The sequence below is a fragment of the Ruegeria lacuscaerulensis genome, from assembly GCF_013034685.1.
GTDB lineage: Bacteria > Pseudomonadota > Alphaproteobacteria > Rhodobacterales > Rhodobacteraceae > Ruegeria > Ruegeria lacuscaerulensis_B.
Map to the genome: position 1 here is coordinate 82,668 of NZ_WQGO01000010.1, position 17,500 is coordinate 100,167.

General features: G+C 57.8%; 20 protein-coding genes. 13 read left to right on the top strand and 7 right to left on the bottom strand.

Going from position 1 to position 17,500, the window contains the following annotated elements:
- Positions 1-12 precede the first annotated feature (12 nt).
- The 4 genes from GOV80_RS19945 (at position 13) to petA (ending at position 4,778) form a co-directional block, all read left to right on the top strand.
- Positions 13-2,298 carry a copper-transporting P-type ATPase gene (locus GOV80_RS19945; RefSeq protein ID WP_170418025.1) on the top strand — a complete coding sequence of 762 codons (2,286 nt, stop codon included), beginning with the start codon at positions 13-15 and terminating at the stop codon, positions 2,296-2,298.
- On the top strand, positions 2,295-3,629 hold the full coding sequence (locus GOV80_RS19950; RefSeq protein WP_255612171.1) for an APC family permease: 1,335 nt from the start codon (positions 2,295-2,297) through the stop codon (positions 3,627-3,629). The genes GOV80_RS19945 and GOV80_RS19950 overlap by 4 nt, the downstream gene beginning before the upstream one ends.
- A complete protein-coding gene (locus GOV80_RS19955) occupies positions 3,626-3,904 on the top strand; it encodes a DUF2933 domain-containing protein (RefSeq protein WP_170417934.1) in 279 nt (92 codons plus the stop codon). The genes GOV80_RS19950 and GOV80_RS19955 overlap by 4 nt, the downstream gene beginning before the upstream one ends.
- 325 nt (positions 3,905-4,229) lie before the next feature.
- On the top strand, positions 4,230-4,778 hold the full coding sequence (gene petA / locus GOV80_RS19960) for a ubiquinol-cytochrome c reductase iron-sulfur subunit (protein ID WP_050605700.1): 549 nt from the start codon (positions 4,230-4,232) through the stop codon (positions 4,776-4,778).
- Positions 4,779-5,070: 292 nt separating this feature from the next.
- Here the strand turns inward: petA and GOV80_RS19965 are convergent, their stop codons facing one another.
- Entirely contained in the window at positions 5,071-6,321 is a 1,251-nt protein-coding gene (locus GOV80_RS19965) for an MFS transporter (RefSeq protein ID WP_170417937.1), read from the bottom strand.
- Positions 6,308-7,336, bottom strand: coding sequence for a lysylphosphatidylglycerol synthase domain-containing protein (locus GOV80_RS19970; protein WP_170417940.1), 1,029 nt, complete (start codon positions 7,334-7,336; stop codon positions 6,308-6,310). Before GOV80_RS19970 ends, GOV80_RS19965 begins: the two co-directional genes overlap by 14 nt.
- 89 nt (positions 7,337-7,425) lie before the next feature.
- Here GOV80_RS19970 and GOV80_RS19975 point away from each other — a divergent pair, with 89 nt between their 5' ends.
- Positions 7,426-7,839: a heavy metal-responsive transcriptional regulator gene (locus GOV80_RS19975; protein WP_170417943.1), complete on the top strand. Its 414-nt coding sequence runs from the start codon at positions 7,426-7,428 to the stop codon at positions 7,837-7,839.
- Between the two features lie 284 nt (positions 7,840-8,123).
- Complete coding sequence (locus GOV80_RS19980; protein ID WP_170417950.1) at positions 8,124-8,600, top strand: DUF411 domain-containing protein; 477 nt, start codon at positions 8,124-8,126, stop codon at positions 8,598-8,600.
- 211 nt (positions 8,601-8,811) lie between these two features.
- Here GOV80_RS19980 and GOV80_RS22460 read toward each other — a convergent pair whose 3' ends face one another.
- Positions 8,812-9,030 carry a GDCCVxC domain-containing (seleno)protein gene (locus tag GOV80_RS22460; protein WP_237215937.1) on the bottom strand — a complete coding sequence of 73 codons (219 nt, stop codon included), beginning with the start codon at positions 9,028-9,030 and terminating at the stop codon, positions 8,812-8,814.
- A gap of 4 nt (positions 9,031-9,034) precedes the next feature.
- On the bottom strand, positions 9,035-9,358 hold the full coding sequence (locus GOV80_RS19985) for a hypothetical protein (protein WP_170418031.1): 324 nt from the start codon (positions 9,356-9,358) through the stop codon (positions 9,035-9,037).
- Positions 9,359-9,503: 145 nt separating this feature from the next.
- Here GOV80_RS19985 and GOV80_RS19990 point away from each other — a divergent pair, with 145 nt between their 5' ends.
- The gene (locus tag GOV80_RS19990; protein WP_170417953.1) at positions 9,504-9,923 is read left to right on the top strand and encodes a MerR family transcriptional regulator; all 420 of its coding nucleotides are present in this window, start codon (positions 9,504-9,506) and stop codon (positions 9,921-9,923) included.
- A 263-nt stretch (positions 9,924-10,186) separates the two neighbouring features.
- On the opposite strand, the gene GOV80_RS19995 is transcribed toward GOV80_RS19990, so the two are convergent.
- From GOV80_RS19995 to GOV80_RS20005, 3 genes are all read right to left on the bottom strand, one after another.
- Positions 10,187-11,140: a LuxR family transcriptional regulator gene (locus tag GOV80_RS19995; RefSeq protein ID WP_170417956.1), complete on the bottom strand. Its 954-nt coding sequence runs from the start codon at positions 11,138-11,140 to the stop codon at positions 10,187-10,189.
- A gap of 187 nt (positions 11,141-11,327) precedes the next feature.
- A complete protein-coding gene (locus GOV80_RS20000; protein ID WP_170417959.1) occupies positions 11,328-12,617 on the bottom strand; it encodes a helix-turn-helix domain-containing protein in 1,290 nt (429 codons plus the stop codon).
- Between the two features lie 367 nt (positions 12,618-12,984).
- Positions 12,985-13,443, bottom strand: coding sequence for a hypothetical protein (locus GOV80_RS20005; RefSeq protein WP_170624892.1), 459 nt, complete (start codon positions 13,441-13,443; stop codon positions 12,985-12,987).
- A 419-nt stretch (positions 13,444-13,862) separates the two neighbouring features.
- On the opposite strand from GOV80_RS20005, the gene GOV80_RS20010 reads away from it, so the two are divergent.
- The 6 genes from GOV80_RS20010 to GOV80_RS22685 all read left to right on the top strand — a co-directional run.
- Positions 13,863-14,219, top strand: a complete 357-nt coding sequence (locus tag GOV80_RS20010) for a hypothetical protein (RefSeq protein ID WP_142638830.1) — start codon at positions 13,863-13,865, stop codon at positions 14,217-14,219.
- Positions 14,220-14,267: 48 nt separating this feature from the next.
- Positions 14,268-14,681, top strand: coding sequence for a thermonuclease family protein (locus GOV80_RS20015; RefSeq protein ID WP_170417964.1), 414 nt, complete (start codon positions 14,268-14,270; stop codon positions 14,679-14,681).
- Positions 14,682-15,143: 462 nt separating this feature from the next.
- Positions 15,144-15,827 (top strand): lytic transglycosylase domain-containing protein, encoded by a 684-nt coding sequence (locus tag GOV80_RS20020; protein WP_331252774.1) that lies wholly within the window; start codon positions 15,144-15,146, stop codon positions 15,825-15,827.
- Entirely contained in the window at positions 15,824-16,105 is a 282-nt protein-coding gene (locus tag GOV80_RS20025; protein WP_152460685.1) for an HAD family hydrolase, read from the top strand. Before GOV80_RS20020 ends, GOV80_RS20025 begins: the two co-directional genes overlap by 4 nt.
- Positions 16,106-16,108: 3 nt before the next feature.
- Positions 16,109-16,387, top strand: a complete 279-nt coding sequence (locus tag GOV80_RS20030; protein WP_152460684.1) for a VirB3 family type IV secretion system protein — start codon at positions 16,109-16,111, stop codon at positions 16,385-16,387.
- Positions 16,380-17,500, top strand: a 1,121-nt coding sequence (locus tag GOV80_RS22685) for a VirB4 family type IV secretion/conjugal transfer ATPase (RefSeq protein WP_170787253.1), incomplete at its 3' end; no start/stop codon positions are given. The genes GOV80_RS20030 and GOV80_RS22685, both read left to right, overlap by 8 nt.

Sequence of the window (17,500 nt, forward strand, 5' to 3'; positions counted from 1 at the left end):
TACGTCTGCCCCATGCATTCTGACGTGCGTCAATCTGGGCCCGGCGACTGTCCCAAATGCGGGATGCACCTTGTGCCCGAGGGCGAGGTGGATGCGCATGCGCATCACCACCATTCCGCGCATCATGGCGCGACGGACGAGAACGGTGAATATGACATCGTTCCGACAGGCTATGACGGACCCGTATATACCTGCCCGATGCATCCGCAGGTGCGGCAAACCCATCCCGGGTCCTGTCCACTCTGCGGCATGGGGTTGGAGCTGGAAAGCGCGGCGATGGTGGACGAGGGGCCGAACCCGGAACTGGTGGATTTCACTCGGCGCCTATGGGTAGGTGCGATTCTGACGCTTCCACTTTTGGTTTTCACGATGGGCCCCTACGTTGGGCTGTCTGGTGTGCGAGAGATTTTTGGTGAGCGAACAACCCTATGGATTGAACTGATACTTGGCACTCCGGTTGTTCTTTGGTGCGGTTGGCCATTTCTGGAACGAGGGTGGAATTCGTTTCGCACCATGAACCTGAACATGTTCTCGTTGATTGCCATGGGGGTTTCGGCCGCGTGGCTGTTCAGCGTTGTCGCCGTATTGATGCCCCACATATTTCCGGACGGTTTTCGAGATTCAGAAGGCCATGTTGGGGTCTATTTCGAAGCGGCCGCAGTTATCGTTACACTTGTTCTGCTCGGGCAGGTGATGGAACTGCGGGCACGCGAAGGCACAGGAAAGGCAATCCGCGCTTTGCTGGACATGGCCGCAAAGACCGCCCGCATTATCCGCCCTGACAGCAGTGAAGAGGAAATTCCGCTTGAAGAAGTACAGGTAGGTGACCGCCTTCGCGTACGCCCCGGCGACAAGGTGCCAGTAGACGGCATTGTACTCGAAGGGCGCTCATCTGTTGACGAAAGCATGATCTCTGGCGAACCGGTTCCGGTCGAAAAGGTACAAGGCGAGCCGGTCACAGGGGCCACAATCAACGGCACCGGTAGCCTTGTGATCGAAGCAACCCGAGTGGGCTCTGACACAATGCTGTCCCAGATTGTCGAAATGGTGGCCAACGCGCAACGCTCGCGCGCACCAATTCAGAAATACGCTGACAAAGTGGCGGGCTGGTTTGTACCGGCGGTCATAAGTATAGCTGCGCTGGCCTTTATTGCATGGGCAATTTGGGGACCGGCTCCGGCGCTCTCCTACGCCTTGATCGCAGCGGTGTCGGTACTGATCATAGCTTGCCCGTGCGCGCTTGGCCTGGCCACTCCGATGTCGATCATGACGGCCACGGGGCGCGGGGCGCAGGCCGGAGTGCTGATCAAAAATGCCGAAGCGCTGGAGCGGTTCGAGAAGATCGATACTTTGATCGTCGACAAAACTGGCACGCTGACCATGGGCAAGCCAAAGCTTGTGGCTGTATTACCCGAACCTGGCCATGACGAGGTCGAGGTGCTGCGGCTGGCCGCAACGCTGGAGAAGGGCTCGGAGCACCCGTTAGCTGAGGCAATCGTCACAGGAGCCGAGGAACGTGGCGTAGCCCTGTCCGACGCCAGTGACTTCGAGGCGGTGACTGGTAAAGGCGTGAAAGGCACGGTGGATGGCCGCCCCGTCGCGCTCGGCAATCTGAAACTGGTCACCGATCTCGGACTCGAGGCGGCCGAACTGACGGCCAAGGCCAATGCGCGTCGGGATGACGGCGAAACGGTGATGTTCGTGATGCTTGATGGTTCAGTGGCGGGGTTGGTCTGCGTCGCCGACCCGGTCAAGGAAACAACACCAGCCGCACTCAAGGCGCTGCACGAACTGGGTTTCCGGATCATCATGGCGACTGGCGACAACGAACGCACTGCAAAGGCGGTGGCCGAACGTCTGGGTATCGATGAGATTCGAGCCGACGTACTGCCCGAGGACAAGGCCCGCATAATTCGCGAACTGCAGGAGAAAGGCGCAAAGGTCGCCATGGCGGGTGACGGAGTGAACGACGCACCCGCGTTAGCGCAGTCCGATGTGGGCATCGCCATGGGGACCGGTGCCGACGTGGCGATCGAAAGTGCAGGCTTCACGCTGGTCAACGGAAGCCTTGATGGCATCGTGCGCGCCCGTAGGCTGGCCCGCGCTACCATGCGCAATATCCGGCAAAACCTATTCTTTGCCCTGATCTACAACGCCTCGGGCGTTCCGGTGGCGGCGGGTCTTCTGTTCCCGCTTTTCGGCATCCTGATCAGCCCGATGTTTGCGGCCTTCGCTATGAGTGCTTCATCGATTTCAGTGGTGTTGAATGCGCTGCGATTGCGGGGGGCGAAGATTTGAGCACGCACGAGCATAGTACCCACGGCGCCAGTGGCGCGCTGAAGCCCGGATCAATCTCGCTGACCGGAGCCGTCGCCATGGGGACCGGCGTGATGATTGGCGCTGGGATCTTTGCACTTACCGGACAGATCGCCGGGCTGGCGGGGCCATGGTTTCCGCTGTCCTTCGTGGTCGGGGCCGTGGTGACGGTTTTCAGCGCCTATACCTATATCGCCATGTCCAACGCCTGGCCCTCATCAGGCGGCATCGCCATGATCCTGACCAAGGCATATGGGCCCGGGGCGGTTGCGGCGGCGGCCTCGCTGCTGATGGCACTGTCGATGGTGATCAACGAAAGCCTCGTCGCGCGTACTTTCGCGACCTATGCGCTCCGCCCGTTCAACATCGAGAGCGGACCGCTGGTGTCTTTGGTCGCTGTTGCGCTGATCGTCTTTGCCTATGCGGTGAACCGGTCGGGCAACCGGTCGGTGGGGTTGTGGTCGATCATCATGTCGGCGCTCAAGATAGGCGGGATCGCAATATTCGGCATCGCCGCACTTTGGGCTGCGGGCGGAACCTGGCAGGTTCAGGGCTCGGAACCGGCCGCGCCGCTGGGGTTCGTCGCCTCGGTAGCCCTGTCGATCCTCGCCTTCAAGGGCTTTACCACCATCACCAACAGCGGGGCCGAGATCGTCGACCCGCACCGCAATGTCGGGCGCACCATCATGATCTCGATCGCGATCTGCGCGGTGGTCTACCTGCTGGTCGCCCTTGCCGTCGGTGTCAGCCTGCCGCCCGAGCAAATCCGCGCGGCGCAGGACTATGCCCTGGCCGAGGCTGCCAGGCCGGTGCTGGGGCAGGGCGGGTTCTACCTGACCGTGGCGCTGGCGATGGTGGCGACGGCCTCGGGGCTGATCGCCAGCGTTTTCGCTGTGTCCCGGATGCTGGCGATGCTGACCGACATGAAGATGATCCCGCACAGCCATTTCGGCATGACGGGCAGCATCCAGTCTCACACGCTGATCTACACGGTCGTGATTGCGGGCCTGCTTGCGGTGTTGTTCGACCTGTCTCGCATCGCCTCGTTGGGGGCGTTCTTTTACCTGGTGATGGACATGGCGGTGCATTGGGGTGTCTGGCGACGCTTGCGCGGTCAGATCAAAGCCCGTGGATGGGTCTTGCTGACCGCCCTGGCGCTGGACTGCGTAGTCCTGACCGCGTTCACAATACTCAAGCTGCGCTCCGACCCGATGATCGTAGTATATGCCGTTGCTGGCATCGGCTTGGTCTTCGTCTATGAGCGCATCTTTCTCAAACAATGGATCATCGAAAAGGAGACAAATCAGCTATGACCCAATCAAATTTCGACGAAACCCGCGCCACACAGGAGACGACCGAAAGGGTCAGCTCTGACGTAACGGCCGAAGCGCCCAAAACCGAAGATCAGACGGCCAACGGTGCCAAGCGTAATTGGCTCCCGGTTGTCATTGCGATCGCGTTGGGCGCCGCTGTTCTGGGCTGGGAATACCGCGAGACACTCTATCCTTTGCTCAGTTCTCCGTTGCTGTTCTTGCTGGTCTGCGTGGGCATGCATTTCTTAATGCATCGCGGCCACGGCAAACACTGAGAACGGCGCCCTGTATGGCTGGCGGCTTTGCGGCAAGAACACTGCGCAACAAGGAGCAGCAACGGCCAACTGATCAGAACAAATTTGTAACCCAATAAGGAAGGGAAATTGCCATGTTAGCAAATCCAATTCGGAGAGCAGCAACTGAACTGCACCTGACGGCCGGTGCACTAACTGTAAAGGCATTGCACGGTGACACCGACGAAGATCACTCTGATGAATAGGGAATGGGGCATCGCGGTGAAGAAGAGGACCAAGGCGACTGATCCACCTCGTCCGAGTCCTATAATTCGATGAACCCGTCCTGACGCACAGGAGGAACAATATGTCTGAATTTTCTGAAAGACAGGCACCTTCAGAGCCTGAAACTCGGCGCGATTTCTTATACTTCGTCACCGGCGGTGCCGCCATCGTGGCCACGGGCGCGGCGGTCTGGCCACTTGTTAACAGCATGAACCCCAGTGCAGACATCTCCGCCCAAGCCGTTGTCGACATAGATCTTGAAGGTGTCGGACCAGGAACGAGGATCACTGTTAAATGGAAAGGCAAGCCGATCTTTATCGACCACCGGACTAAAGAGCGGATCGCGCTGGCGATAGCAGAAGACGATGCACCAATGATCGACCCGCAACCTGACGCCGAGCGCGTACAGCGACCGGAATGGCTGGTAGTTATTGGCGTTTGCACCCATCTGGGATGCATACCACTCGGGCAGGGCGGCAGCGAACCCACCGGAGACTGGGACGGTTGGTTCTGTCCGTGTCACGGTTCACATTACGACACGTCTGGCAGAATTCGGAAAGGCCCCGCGCCCCGCAACCTCGATCTGCCCCCTTACGAGTTCGTCACCGACACACGGGTCAAAATTGGGTGACGGCGCGGTGAACTTTGTTCAGAGGCGCGTGCCTCACCAAGTTCGTTTGTCAGTCCTCGAATATCCCTCGATCAGCGCCGCGATGCTATGTGGCGGAATTCGACATGTACCCCGCTTTCTGGAGTTTTCGAGAAGAGACCTCGCCGTCATGTTCTGAACGGAACAATTCTAATCGCTGCGCTCAACGTTTTCTGCTTCGCCCATGTTTAGACATGCCATCTTGCCTTTTGACAGGATCGCATCTGAATTGCGGGTTGAGAGGAAACGCTTTGGTCCTGAACAAGGTGCTATTTCAACCCCGTGTCAGCCGCGCGGCGATCGCGACCTGTCCCAGCGCGGCCAGGATCGCAGCGATGAACACGGCTTCGATGGCGATCATGCTGACCACCACACCGCCCACAAGCGGCGCCAGCGCCGCCGGGGCCGCAAAGCTGTTGAACCACGCGGAATAGGCCGGGCGGCGGTCGTCGGGCGAGATCTCCAGCAAATAGCCGAGATAGCCGATGGTCACCCCGTTCATCATCGCGCCGATCAGGAAGAACAGCACCGCGAAACCGGTCAGCCCCGAACCCGTGACCACAAGCAGCAAAACCAGCACCGGAGGTCCGAGACGCACCAGTGCCACTATCCCCAGCAGGCGCAATTTGCCCGCCTGGTCTCCGATGTGGCCCCAGAGCGGATTCGAGGCCAGCGCGCCGACAGTCTGCGCCGCCAACAGCGTTCCGACATCCGCCGCCCCGAGGCCGCTGCGGCTGGCGGCAACGACATAGAACGGCAACGCCATCAGCGTCGCTGCACCAAGCCATTGGAAGATCAGGAACAGCCGGAACCGGTGGTCCTGCCGCAGCGTCGAGAAACCTTCGCGCAGAAATCCAGACAGATTGGCAGGACGGTCCCGTGGCGCCCTTGCAGCGGTAGCGGGCTCACCCGCGGAGACAAAAAGCGTCGCAGAGACGATCATCAGCACCGCGCCGAGCCAGAAGATCAGCGCATAGGCCCTGAGCGGCGGCATCACGTCGAGCGCGTGTCGCAGAAAGCCCGCCACCAGAACCGCCAGAACACCGCCGCCGAAAAAGCGCCAGGCCAACATCCGGCTGCGGCGCTCGGACGGGATCGCCCGGCCGACGATGTCGTTGTAGGGCACCGCGACCACGCCGCTGACAAAGGCATAGACCGTCCACAATCCCAGCATCCCGAGCGCCAGCGGAACCGGAGGCCAATCGACCTGAGGCCAGTCGGCCCCCCACCACAGAAGAATACCGATCATCGCGACCGTGATCGCCCGCCCATAGGCACCAAGGGCGTAGAACGGCATCCGCCGATCGGTGCGCTCGGCGAGGTAGCCCACCGCGAACTGGGGCAGCAGCCAGCCAAGACGCAGGACCGTGCTGGCATAGCCCACGGCCAGCGCGCTACCGGTCAGCATATGCACCAGACTGGCCACCACCGTCGCGCTGTCCACCGCCGCCGACCCGCCCTGAAACACCGCACCAGCACCGGCGATGCGCCAAAATCTCGTGTCTTCGGGATTACGCCTTGCCATTCGCCGCCTCTGCCTCCGCCCGGGCGCGGCGGATGTCGATGCCGCTCTGCCACAACACCGTCAGGCCGATCCCGACCACCAGAAGGATCGTCAGCACATAGTTGAACAGGATCATCAGAAGGGCGGTTTCGTCCGGAACGCCAAGCACCTTGAGCGCGAACCCCGCCCCAAAGACAAAGCTCGCCGGGATGCGCACGAAACGACCCAGAACCATGGCGAACCCGGCAAACACCATCAGGAACAGGTAATCCCACGCGCTCAGCACCACGCCAACCGCCAGCCCGGCCCACAGGAAATGGGTTGTCGCCACCAGCTTACCCGCAATGGCTGCGGCAATGGCGGCGACGCGGCGGGCCCGTGCCTGTGGCCAGACGATCCCTTCACCGAGCGCGGTGCGCAGATACGCGCCATCGGCCCCGATGCGGGCGGCAGCCCAGTCGAAGAGTCGGCAGACCAGAGGGTCCTCGCTCAGAAGTGACGCGCGGAACCGGAACAGAACCCAAAGCAGGCTGCCGAAAAGCATCAGGTTCAACAGGCCCGCAACGCTCAATCCCAGCCGCAGGTCACCCTCGATCTGTGGAATCTGGCCGGCGGCGGCCACCGCTCCGGCAAAAAGGGCGAAAACGACGCCGTCGAGGAACCGGGCGATGATCGCGGTTGCAAGCACGGTCGCCATCTTCAAGCGGTCGAGCCGGGCAACCAGCCAGGCCCGGACCAGCGGGCTGATGCCGAGCGGGACAAGGACATTTGCGCCATAACCTGCCAGTAGCGCCCCCGTCAGCCGCAGGGTGCCGACGGGTTTCACGTCGAACAGGATCTGCCGCCACTTCCAGCCGCTCATCAGCTGCTCCAGCAGGATGGTGGCGGCAAGAATCGCGATCCAGAACATGTTGGCTCCGCGCAGGCCCTGCAGAAACAGCGCAAAATCGAGGCTGCCGTAGAGCGCAAACACCAGATAGAGCGCCAGGGCGGAGCCGAATATCGGCAGCAGCCACCGTTTCAGGAAGGTCCGCATTTGACATCCTCGCAACTACCAAGACCTCAATGTTTTAACCTCCGTATCATGATACGGTGTCAAGATGACGGTGACGGAGGGAGACTGCGATGCAACCACTCAAGATCGGCCAGGCCGCGCGCGAGACCGGGATAGGCGTCGAGACGATCAGATTTTATGAAAAGAAGGGCCTTGTCACTCAGCCGCCGCGCCCAATTGACGGCGGCGCGCGGGACTATGGTGGTGACACGCTTTGGCGGCTGAAATTCATATCCGGCGCTAAGAAGCTCGGATTTTCGCTGGCAGAAATCGCGGAAATTTTGGAGTTGCGCACGGCACCAAATACCGAGTGCGTCGCGATGCAGGCCAGAGCGCGCAAAAAGCGGGACGAAATTCAGGAACGGATCGAAGGGCTTGCACGGTTGAGGAACAATCTGGACGAGCTGATCGCGGCGTGTCCGGGGCGTGGTGGAATTCAGAACTGTTCGATCGTGGGCGCCATAGAACGCAGCAGTGAGAAATAGGCGCAATTCCGGCCTTGAACGGAGGGTAGCGGCGTTGCTTGCGAACCGGGTTATTGCCAAGCAGGACCCAGAACGGCAGGTGCAGCGAAAAAAGGAGAGCGAGGGTTCCGCTTCCGAGCAGAGTTTGCGCCAGATCATTGTGAGAAATCCCTGCGTCGCCCAGAAAGCCATATCTGATGAGTGTCGGAGGGTGACGGACAAGTCGGCCCTGTAAATGCGGTCCAGCTTTTATCCTACCGGTGCGATTTTATATCGGTTTAAGACAAGTTTACCCAAGAGGGAACATGACAATGAATAACCTGAGCCGCCGCCGCTTGATGCAAGGAGCCGCGGCAATTGCGTGCAGCGCGGCGCTTCCCGCCTTCGCGAAAACCGGTCCCTCAATCCATGTCCTGAAGGATCCGAATTGTGGGTGCTGCGGATCGTGGATCAAAATCATGCGGGCGGAAGGTTTTGAAGTAGGCGTGGAAAACAGTGCTTGGGAGGCCTTGAACGCTTACAAAACCGCCAATGGGATTCCGGAGGGCATGATGTCATGCCACACGGGTCGCGTGGAGGGCTACATGATCGAAGGACACGTCCCATCCGCTGACATTCGGCGCCTGCTGGGCGAACGCCCGAATGCTGTCGGACTGTCGGTTCCGGGAATGCCTTTCGGCTCACCGGGCATGGGGCCGGAAAGTGAACGCGAAGCCTTCGACGTCTTTCTGATCCGCAAGGATGGAACCACAGAGGTGTTCGCCAGCTACCCGGCCGCATAATTTCCCGATGGCGCTGGCAAGATCCTGACAAACACGGCGCTCGCTTCTGCTGCCTGGTTTACGTGACATTCTTCACGGCAAACCAGTTGATCCGTGACTTCACGCCTGCCTTGTCCTACCGGGCAAGTTCCAGCCTACGGTGAAAAAATACCTGCGTCCGCAAAGCCTGATGACCGGCTTTGCGGACAAAACCGACATCCCGGTCGCCGTATCAACCGCAGCATTTGTCGCCCGCCTGAATTGGCGGGCATGGGGCCGATCCGTAGGAACAGTAGACGCAGCAATCGCCGGGAAGTGGCTTCAGGACTTTTCCGCAAGATGTGCATTCGTAGAACCACTGGCACGCGTCTGTTGGCATCGTTTCAGGCCTTGAATGTCCACATTCCGGGCAGATGATCGTGCTGACAAGGTTCGGGTGCTTTTCACTCATGGCGTCACATCAAGGTTATCAGGAAATCATTTATTCGGATTTCGTTGAGCACGATAACCCAAGCGATGGCCGTCAACGCAAAACTGCCTGTCAGCCACCATTTGAAGCGGTCGAGCGAACCACGGCGATACGCGACGATGCCAGAGAGAAACAGCAGGGCCGTCGAACCGCCGAGCACGTAATAACTCGCGGCGGCGATCTTGCCGAATACGGCCAGCCAGCTCCCTCCCAAGCCAAGCAAAATCAAGGCCATCGGCAAGATGCAGCAGGTCGCAACGCCAAGTGCGGTAAACGATCCAAGAAAGCTTGCGCCAACAAACTTGCTCATGGTCAGCTTTCTCCGGCTTTGACGAACTCGAGCGGAAGCCGGTTCGACTTCCTCGATTTTTGCTTCGCGCGGTATGTGAAATTCGACATCATGACCGACAACATGCACCCTGTAGTAGCTACAGGTTCAAGGGAAAGGTCATCACATGATTGCGATTGGCGAAGCGGCGAGATTGACCGGTCTGTCGGTCGAGACGATCCGCTACTACGAACGGGAAGGCATAGTCGAGAAAGCCGGTCGAACCGCCTCGGGACGCCGCGCATACACGGAACGGGAAATCTCCGAGCTCAGATTCATCAAACGCTGCCGCGATCTTGGCTTTACCATTCAGGGTGCATGCGCACTTCGCGAATTGTCCAAAGCGCCCGAGCAAGCTTGTCGTGACGTCGAAGACGTCGCAACAAGACATCTCGACAACGTCAGGTCAAAAATCGCCGCCCTCCAACGGTTGGAGCAAGCACTGGCAGAACTTGTGCAGACCTGCACCGAGGGTACGGCCTCATGCCCCCTGCTAACGGCGTTGCTCAACGAGCCTATCGCCAAAGAAAAAATAAACGACACCTAATTGCAACGCCCGGAAAGGATCGAATCTGGCCAACTCAGTTTGCGGAAAGACTACAATGCGGCTCAAATCCGGCTCGCTCATCATTACCCACCCCATGCCCGAACTCTCTGCCTGTCCTCATCGCAGGCGAGAGTGACATTCCTGAATTGCTCATGGGTGACATTTGAGCTTTGCGGCTACAGATTGCGGAAGCATAAGTGAAATTATGTGAAACTTGCCCCTGCTCACAATTTTGCAAATCAAGCGGTGCACGTGGGCCGAACTCAGAGATGCCTGATCCACACGCATTGATCCCGGTTGGGTCCAAGTTCTTCGAGGATCCTTTCAGCATCCAGATTGAAGTCTTTGGCAATTTCCTGGACCTGAACCGCCTGAAAGCTATCCAAGTTCCGCACCGTTCGACCATCTTCAAAGGTGATCAACTCGTGTGATCTTCCAGACCAACGCACGATCCCGCCGCAAAGGGTCTGTCCTTCAACATCCGCAAGTTCGGCGACCGGGTCGGCAAAGAAATCGGTCCATTTAAGAATACCTGTGCTGACAGCTCTCGCCACTGCTTGTTCCGTTGTCCGGCACTTGAGTTTTGTGACGATCGAAGACGTCAAAGCATGCACCATCCTGGAGGAGAGCCCCGTCTGGCCAGCAACTACGGATGGGATCAATCCTGATGCGAGCATCTTCAGAACATCCATCTCCTGATCGGACAACGCATCCGTAGGAAAGTTGAAAACTGTATCAATCACATCGAGCGCGAGTAGATGCAGGACCTGCGCTTCGTGGCGAAGGGCAGGGAGCATACTCCCGACCAAGGCGTCCCAGTCGGATCGGCGCAGGTTGGAGGTAACCGTAAAGACACCACGCTCCCCAAACGGATTGATAACCGGAATGGATAGTCCGTGCTGACCCACACCAAATTTTCTCGCTGCATCGAATAGCGGTGCGTGTTCACGCTGATCATCAAACACAGCCCAATCAATTGGTGCGATCATTGCGGCGCCAAACCGGATGAGGGGATCGACCAGGACCATGTCGTTGTCGACGTAGTGCCTGACCCATTCGGCCGGGAACGTGGTGCAGCCGTGGACAACGTTGTGATGCTTGTCGATATGGGCGTAGGACGCATTCTCCAGTCCGAACCTCGAACAAATTTCCTGAAGGCGCGCCTCCCCGGTCTGCCTGAAATCCAGTTCAGAATTGCCAATGTCCGCGATTTTCATAGATCGTCTTTCTGTTCCGCGTTGCCGTCGAGGCCGCTTAGCAACCTAAAGCTGAACAAACCACTCGGGAATTCCCGTAGCCAATCATGCATTTGAATACAGTTCTGTTCTGGAGGCGGAAACGGAGCGAAAACCTGCCGATGAGACACATGAATTGGAGAAGCTGGCGGCTCATAACCCGGCACGGCTAAAACCCGCTGCAGTGATCTTGCGGAAGCCCGTCTTCCTCCTCTCGGGCTCTACGCGCCAAAAGCCCCATGAAACTGGAAATCAGGTTCAGTTCACCGCGCTCATCTGCGTGCACCATACCGCGCAGATATCCGCCCGGATTAACCACTGGCGGCAACCGTGGATCGCTCAGCCTCGCGTCTGTGATCAACCCGGCCAGGATTGCACCCATCACGGTCAATCGGTCAATCGCCGTACGCCAAGCCGAGGCATTGGCGCCGATCTCCGACAATCGCGACCAAACGCCGGTCTCAATCGCGTAGAGCGACGGGCTGGAATTCTGATCTCCGCCACCCGCGATATCGATATGCATGCGCAGCTCGGGTGAGGCCAGTTCATATAGGATGCGGTTATTCACCCGCGGTAGTTTTTGGGCCTTGCGCGATGCCGTATCTGTCGGATGATTGCTTTCTAAGCAATGCGGAGGGCCGTCAGGCCCGGAGCCGGAACAATCTGGTTCCGAGGCTTTTGCCGAGGACATTGAACTCTCGCCATCGGCGTTACAGGACAGAATTGTTTCTTCAATTTGGTCTTGTATATGGCACCCGAAACAAGCTTCGGGTTCACCCGAAATTTCACCGGGTTTTGCGACATGCTCTTCGATCCGGCTCCAAAGGTCGTAAGCCGCCTGAACATGTAGCTTGAGCGCCTCCAGCGTCATGTATTTCAACTTGTCGGCGCGCGGCCAGGATCGAAGTTCCTCCTTCATGCCTTCCAGACTTTCAGGAGGGCAGGGGAGTAAGAGAAGCACGGCCAGACTATGTTTCACATATCGGTAAAGCCGTGATCGATCCCCGCGCAGCTCGTCCTGTTCTTTCTTCTCGGCCTTGCTGCGCACGTCCGCGTCGCGCATCTCGGGAATGAGGTTCAGGGCAGGGGTCAGGAAGAGTCCAAGCTTCTTGCGCTTACAGCGCGCGCCATTTGCGCCAAGCCTGCGTTCGATCAGACCAATCCTTTCCAGCTCACGTTCGTGATTGTGGATTGTCCGATCTGTCACGCCTCGCCCGGCAATGAGGGTTTCCTGGCGCGCGTAGCAAAAGGGTTCCTGAGACGGGTCTCGAAAAGCACATGGCGTAATCATATCGATGATGATCTCTAAGGTGCGAATACACTGGGCTGATGCGCCTCTGATCTGCGCATATCCCACGCAGAGCTGACGTAACCTGTCACGGTTCCAGCCCTCAGGAAGGCCGTTGTGAAAGCGAATATTATCGTGGTGATGGGCGGATGCGATCTGCCGAAAGCTCATGGATTTGGCCTCATTTGGCAAAGGTCAGTGTTGATATCGCGGCTTCGCGGGGCAGGGTGTTCGGAATGGTTCAACGGTCTCATGGTCTGCTTCTCATTGGGGAAGCAAGGCGGCTCGAACCTCAGCAAAAAGACACAGAAAAACCGTTCGCACAGATGCGTTTGTCCTTGTCAGTAATTTTGGAGTTTCCTATAAATCAGGTGATCAAACGTGACTTAAGAAGATCCCCGCTGAGGCCCCGCCTTGCGGGGGTTTTTGTTTCTGGGATTAAGTTTTTCCTCCGGGCCAATCGGCCTGGTTTAAAAATGCAGCTGGCGATTTTTGGTGGCATAGCCAGGAGCAACGCGTTGTACCGCAGGTCAGCACCTCAATATCGGATGAGTTCGTAGTCGCTGAACCCGAATGTGTCGGTCCACTCGACGCCAACGCCGCGGAAGTAGCTGGGAGGTTCACAGCGATTGCCCAGTGGCAGCCAGTAAGGGATTGGGGCAGGAGCGCGCTCGGACCAGCGAAAATTCGTATTATCGTCGTAGGTGCCAACCACAAGATCAAGCGAACGCTCGCAATCTCCCTCCCTTGAACGACGGCGATAGCTGTAGTGGCGCACATCCCAAACCCTGATGGATCTCACAACGTCGAAATCGGAAGAAGAAAGATCGACGCTGATCGGGGTGGCTTGGAAACCGTCACCGTATTGGCCGTGATGTGCATCGATCCTTCCTATCGAGATCGCTGCGTCTACCAGTATTGGCTTAGCGGTGTCATCCGATGGAAGCTCTGGAACTGGGCTAGCACTGGTGCGCTTGATGGCTTCCAACCGTTCCATAGGACCCAAGTCCGAGGGGCTGTGTGACGTATTCATCGGACAGCGCCAGAGTTGAAGCGGCGGTTCGACCGGGTAGGGTGTGATGCGCCGAATGAACTCCGCCTTGGCTGCGACGCAATCAGCCGAACTTGGCCAACCCCCGGCGAGGCAAAGGAATATGGCACAGTCAATTGGATAGGCACGAGCCTGCGTGGCTGGCAGTGCAGCGAGTGCAACTGCAAGGGCCTTCGCGCGAGTTCGATTTCCGGATTTTGAGTGTTTCAAGATGGTCTCTCCTGCTTGCGAATCGCCTAAGCAATATCCGGCCAATATATTTCTGACAATCCAATATCGTATATTGGCGGGTTTTCTTATATTGACGTAGATTGTGTTTTAGTCCACAACTTTTGGATGTAGAAGACGGCCCATAGGGGGTCGTCATGGCGGACAACAAGAGACAATACACTGTGGTAACCATCGAGATGGTCCGGGGCCTGAAAGAGGATCAGGTTCCCTTTACATGCCGCTACGAATTTATCGGACTCGCTTCCCTTGGACGACCTAAGTACCACTGCATTTACAGCTCGCCGAACTATGTCGGGGCCTTGTGCAAGTCGAAGATCTCTCGAGCGGGCGCTGAGCCCAGAGAGTTCGATCTTTGGCCGGGCCTCTTCAAGCATCATCAGGAATTTGGTGATGGGCGCATTCTCTGCGTCAAATCAGACTATACGATCGAGTCGATTACCCCAGAGGGTCTCGAAGCAGCTCAGGCCCTGGACGCGAAATCCAAAACCTGATCGGTCACGTTCGAGAACCCGGCTCATCAAAATGCTGGGGCAGGGCGCATGAAACGGCTCTTGTTTCTCAGCGCTGCACTCGCGTCCTTGTTCATTGCTGCAGTTTGGATTGAACCAGCTAGGAAAACAAAGACTCTCGGCGCATCCGAGGTGATTGCCGTTGACGGTGACACGATCGACCATGGTGACGACCGATACCGGCTTATTGGGTTTGATACGCCTGAGACATTCCGGGCTCAGTGCGATGCTGAGAGAGCTTTGGGTCTACGAGCCAAGGACCGGCTGACGGAGCTCATCAACTTCGCGGGCGTAATTGAACTTGAGATTGAGCTGCACTTTGACGTCCACGATCGCTTCTTGGCGCTTGGGCGCGTGTCTGGACAGAACGTCGGGGCCATCCTGATTTCTGAAGGTCTGGCGCGCCCGTACTCGGGTGGCAAGCGCCAGTCCTGGTGCGGCTGAAAGAAAGGATAAAACAACGATTTATGACAGCAGAGAGAAACGACTAAGCAATAAGCAGTCCTGCCGATTGCGCCAACAATCGACAGGACAAGAAACGCCCTTAATCCATCCGGGCATTCCTCCAACATCAAGAGAGAACTGTACTATGGTAAAAACAGTAGTCCGAGATGCCGGTCCTAGATTGGGCAGCACCGCGACAGAGTCAATGGGTGCAAACCTAGACAACGCGTCTGCACCTCCGATCCCTTAGCGCTGTCTGACGATTGAGGCGCGCGGGACATCCGAACGTTCCAGCCAAAACATCTGACTAAGAGATCCGAACCAGACATTGGTCTTTTGCGGCGCCACTGAAGGTTCAGTGCTGTGTCCCAGCACCCGATTCCCCACCGCTCAGATGACCTGAAGTCGACCCCATAATAGTAATTATGTAAAAACTACTGACCTAATTTGGAGGACAAATTAGTGACCAGCTCCATCAAAAGCTTCACCGATAACAGATGTCGGATCAACGCCGTTTGGCCGTTGTTGGCGTTCTTGACGGCGACTTTCGGAACGGATGTCTGTGCCCAGGTCATTGAATACGAACCTGATGGAAGCGTGTATCTAAACGGCATTCGCGCAGAAATCGTTGATGGCGTCGTTCGTCCAATCCGGATGCGTGAATACACGCTTAATGAAAAGCCGGAAGCACCAACCCCCAAACCGCAGGCAAAGATCGAGATTGCGGGCAAAGCACCGCGGCCTCGCAGATCCTCGGGCGGCTGGTCGCAAGAGCGGATCGTCAAAGAAATCCATGCAGCGGCAAAACGGCACGACATTCCGGCCGAGTTGTTCATGGCACTGGTCTGGCAGGAAAGCCGGTATCGCGCTGATGCTCTGTCGCCCAAGGGTGCCTATGGCTTCGCACAGCTCATGCCCGGAACGGCGAAAGACCTGGGCGTGAACCCAAAGAACCCTGCAGAAAATCTCGACGGTGGTGCCCGCTATTTGGCGGCGCAGTACCGCGAGTTCGGAACCTGGAAGCTGGCGCTTGCCGCCTACAACGCCGGGCCTCACCGCGTCGTCGAATACGGCGGCGTCCCCCCCTTCACCGAAACCCGCAACTACGTGCGGATCATCCTAAGCAAAGTGAGTAAAGACCTATGAAAAGAACCCACTTCTACCAGCAGATGGCGTTTTTCGCGATCACTGCGTTCATCATCACCGCAGCGCCCGCCTCCGCTGGCTGGCTGCAAGATGCCATTGGCGATTTCATCAACGAAACACTGGCCGACTCGAAGGTCGTTGGCGTCAGCCTTGCCGCTGTCGGCTTCATCTGGGGCTGTCTCGCCTATGTGTTCGGCTGGGGTTCGTTGAAAGGCCCGGTAATCGCTATCGTCGTCGGCGCTGTTATCGGCCTCGCTGATACATTCATCGGAGGCTGATTGATGCCGCGCCGCAATACGGTCTTTCGCGGCCTGAGCCGCCCCGCAGAATGGGGCGGCCTACCCGTGATCTATCTGCTGGTGATCCTCGGGATGACCATGCTTTCGTTCTTCATGTTCGGGATAGCGCCAGCAATCATTGCGGGTTTTGTTTTCTACACCGGGCTTCGCCTCTTTTACGAATGGGAACCGGCTTTCTTCCGCGTCCTGTCCGTAACCCTTTCCAAAACTCCGCGCACCAAAAACCGCCAGCATCATGGGGGAGATTACTATAGTGCCTAAGCCTGCTGCACAGGATTTGTGGACCCTTGCCCGCTCGTTGATCGAGCCGAGCTGGCGCAAGGATGAAATGAGCCTCTTTCAGATGTTGCCTTATGGCTATGTCGTGGACGATGAGGTTATTTCCACACGCAACGGTGGCCTTATCGCCGCTGCAGAAATCACCGGAATCAATGCAAACACGCTGGACGAAAACGAGTTCGAGTTCCTGGCCGAACGGTTTGAGCGTGTGTTGCGCACAACACCCAATGAGGTGGCATTCTACGTTCATCGACTGACCGTCCCGGCTGAGACGGGTCATGTCATCACAGATCCAACCGGCTTTGCCGGTGCAGTGGCACAGGCCATGCGCTCAGCTTCCGTCGATGCAGAGCTGAAAGAACGCAAGATCATCATCAGCGCCATTCTGCAAAAGCGGCAGGATGAGCGGGCAAAACAGATGTTCGGCATGTCGTCTGGAACGATAGACGAGGAACGCCGCGAAATGATCGAACAGCTCGACGGTGTTTTCACAACACTGGCGGGCACGCTGGGCGAAAGCCGGGTGCGCCGGCTGAAGCTCAGCGAGGGGCGTTGGCTCGGCTATTATGGAATGCTGTTGAACGGTCGGTATCAGCCGATCATTCACACGAACATTGCAGAACCCATCGCCTTCAACATGCCGCAAGAGGATGTGCTGTTTCAGGGCAAGACCGGCAAACTGGTCACGGGCGACGATCAGGAACGCTCCATCCGTGTCTATTCCCTGAAGAATTACCCGATGGCTTCGTTCCCCGGCATTTTCGACGGGCTGGACCTGCCGGTTGATGTTGTGATTTCGCAATCCTTCCTGCCGATCAGCCGCGCCCAGGCGCAGGAAATGGAACGCCGCAAGTCGGGACAAATGCGCTCGGCAGGCGACAAAGCGAAGTCGCTTGAAGAAGATTTGTCCATTCTGGCGGACGGCATTGCCTCCGGCACCATGTCACTCGGCAAGCACCACCTGTCGATCTGTGTGTTTGGGAACGAGGAAGATCTGAAAACCGCCGAAAAACACATCATCGGTGAAATCCAGATTTCGGGCGGCACGGTCAAACGCGAAGCGATGTCGGCGCGGTCGGTGTACTTCGCGCAGCA

Coding starts and splice junctions, on each gene's coding strand:
- GOV80_RS19945 (WP_170418025.1), top strand. CDS start 13: ATGCATTCTGACGTGCGTCAATCTGGGCCCGGCGACTGTCCCAAATGC.
- GOV80_RS19955 (WP_170417934.1), top strand. CDS start 3,626: ATGACCCAATCAAATTTCGACGAAACCCGCGCCACACAGGAGACGACC.
- petA (WP_050605700.1), top strand. CDS start 4,230: ATGTCTGAATTTTCTGAAAGACAGGCACCTTCAGAGCCTGAAACTCGG.
- GOV80_RS19965 (WP_170417937.1), bottom strand. CDS start 6,321: ATGGCAAGGCGTAATCCCGAAGACACGAGATTTTGGCGCATCGCCGGT.
- GOV80_RS19970 (WP_170417940.1), bottom strand. CDS start 7,336: ATGCGGACCTTCCTGAAACGGTGGCTGCTGCCGATATTCGGCTCCGCC.
- GOV80_RS19975 (WP_170417943.1), top strand. CDS start 7,426: ATGCAACCACTCAAGATCGGCCAGGCCGCGCGCGAGACCGGGATAGGC.
- GOV80_RS19980 (WP_170417950.1), top strand. CDS start 8,124: ATGACAATGAATAACCTGAGCCGCCGCCGCTTGATGCAAGGAGCCGCG.
- GOV80_RS22460 (WP_237215937.1), bottom strand. CDS start 9,030: ATGAGTGAAAAGCACCCGAACCTTGTCAGCACGATCATCTGCCCGGAA.
- GOV80_RS19985 (WP_170418031.1), bottom strand. CDS start 9,358: ATGAGCAAGTTTGTTGGCGCAAGCTTTCTTGGATCGTTTACCGCACTT.
- GOV80_RS19990 (WP_170417953.1), top strand. CDS start 9,504: ATGATTGCGATTGGCGAAGCGGCGAGATTGACCGGTCTGTCGGTCGAG.
- GOV80_RS19995 (WP_170417956.1), bottom strand. CDS start 11,140: ATGAAAATCGCGGACATTGGCAATTCTGAACTGGATTTCAGGCAGACC.
- GOV80_RS20000 (WP_170417959.1), bottom strand. CDS start 12,617: ATGAGCTTTCGGCAGATCGCATCCGCCCATCACCACGATAATATTCGC.
- GOV80_RS20005 (WP_170624892.1), bottom strand. CDS start 13,443: ATGGAACGGTTGGAAGCCATCAAGCGCACCAGTGCTAGCCCAGTTCCA.
- GOV80_RS20010 (WP_142638830.1), top strand. CDS start 13,863: ATGGCGGACAACAAGAGACAATACACTGTGGTAACCATCGAGATGGTC.
- GOV80_RS20015 (WP_170417964.1), top strand. CDS start 14,268: ATGAAACGGCTCTTGTTTCTCAGCGCTGCACTCGCGTCCTTGTTCATT.
- GOV80_RS20025 (WP_152460685.1), top strand. CDS start 15,824: ATGAAAAGAACCCACTTCTACCAGCAGATGGCGTTTTTCGCGATCACT.
- GOV80_RS20030 (WP_152460684.1), top strand. CDS start 16,109: ATGCCGCGCCGCAATACGGTCTTTCGCGGCCTGAGCCGCCCCGCAGAA.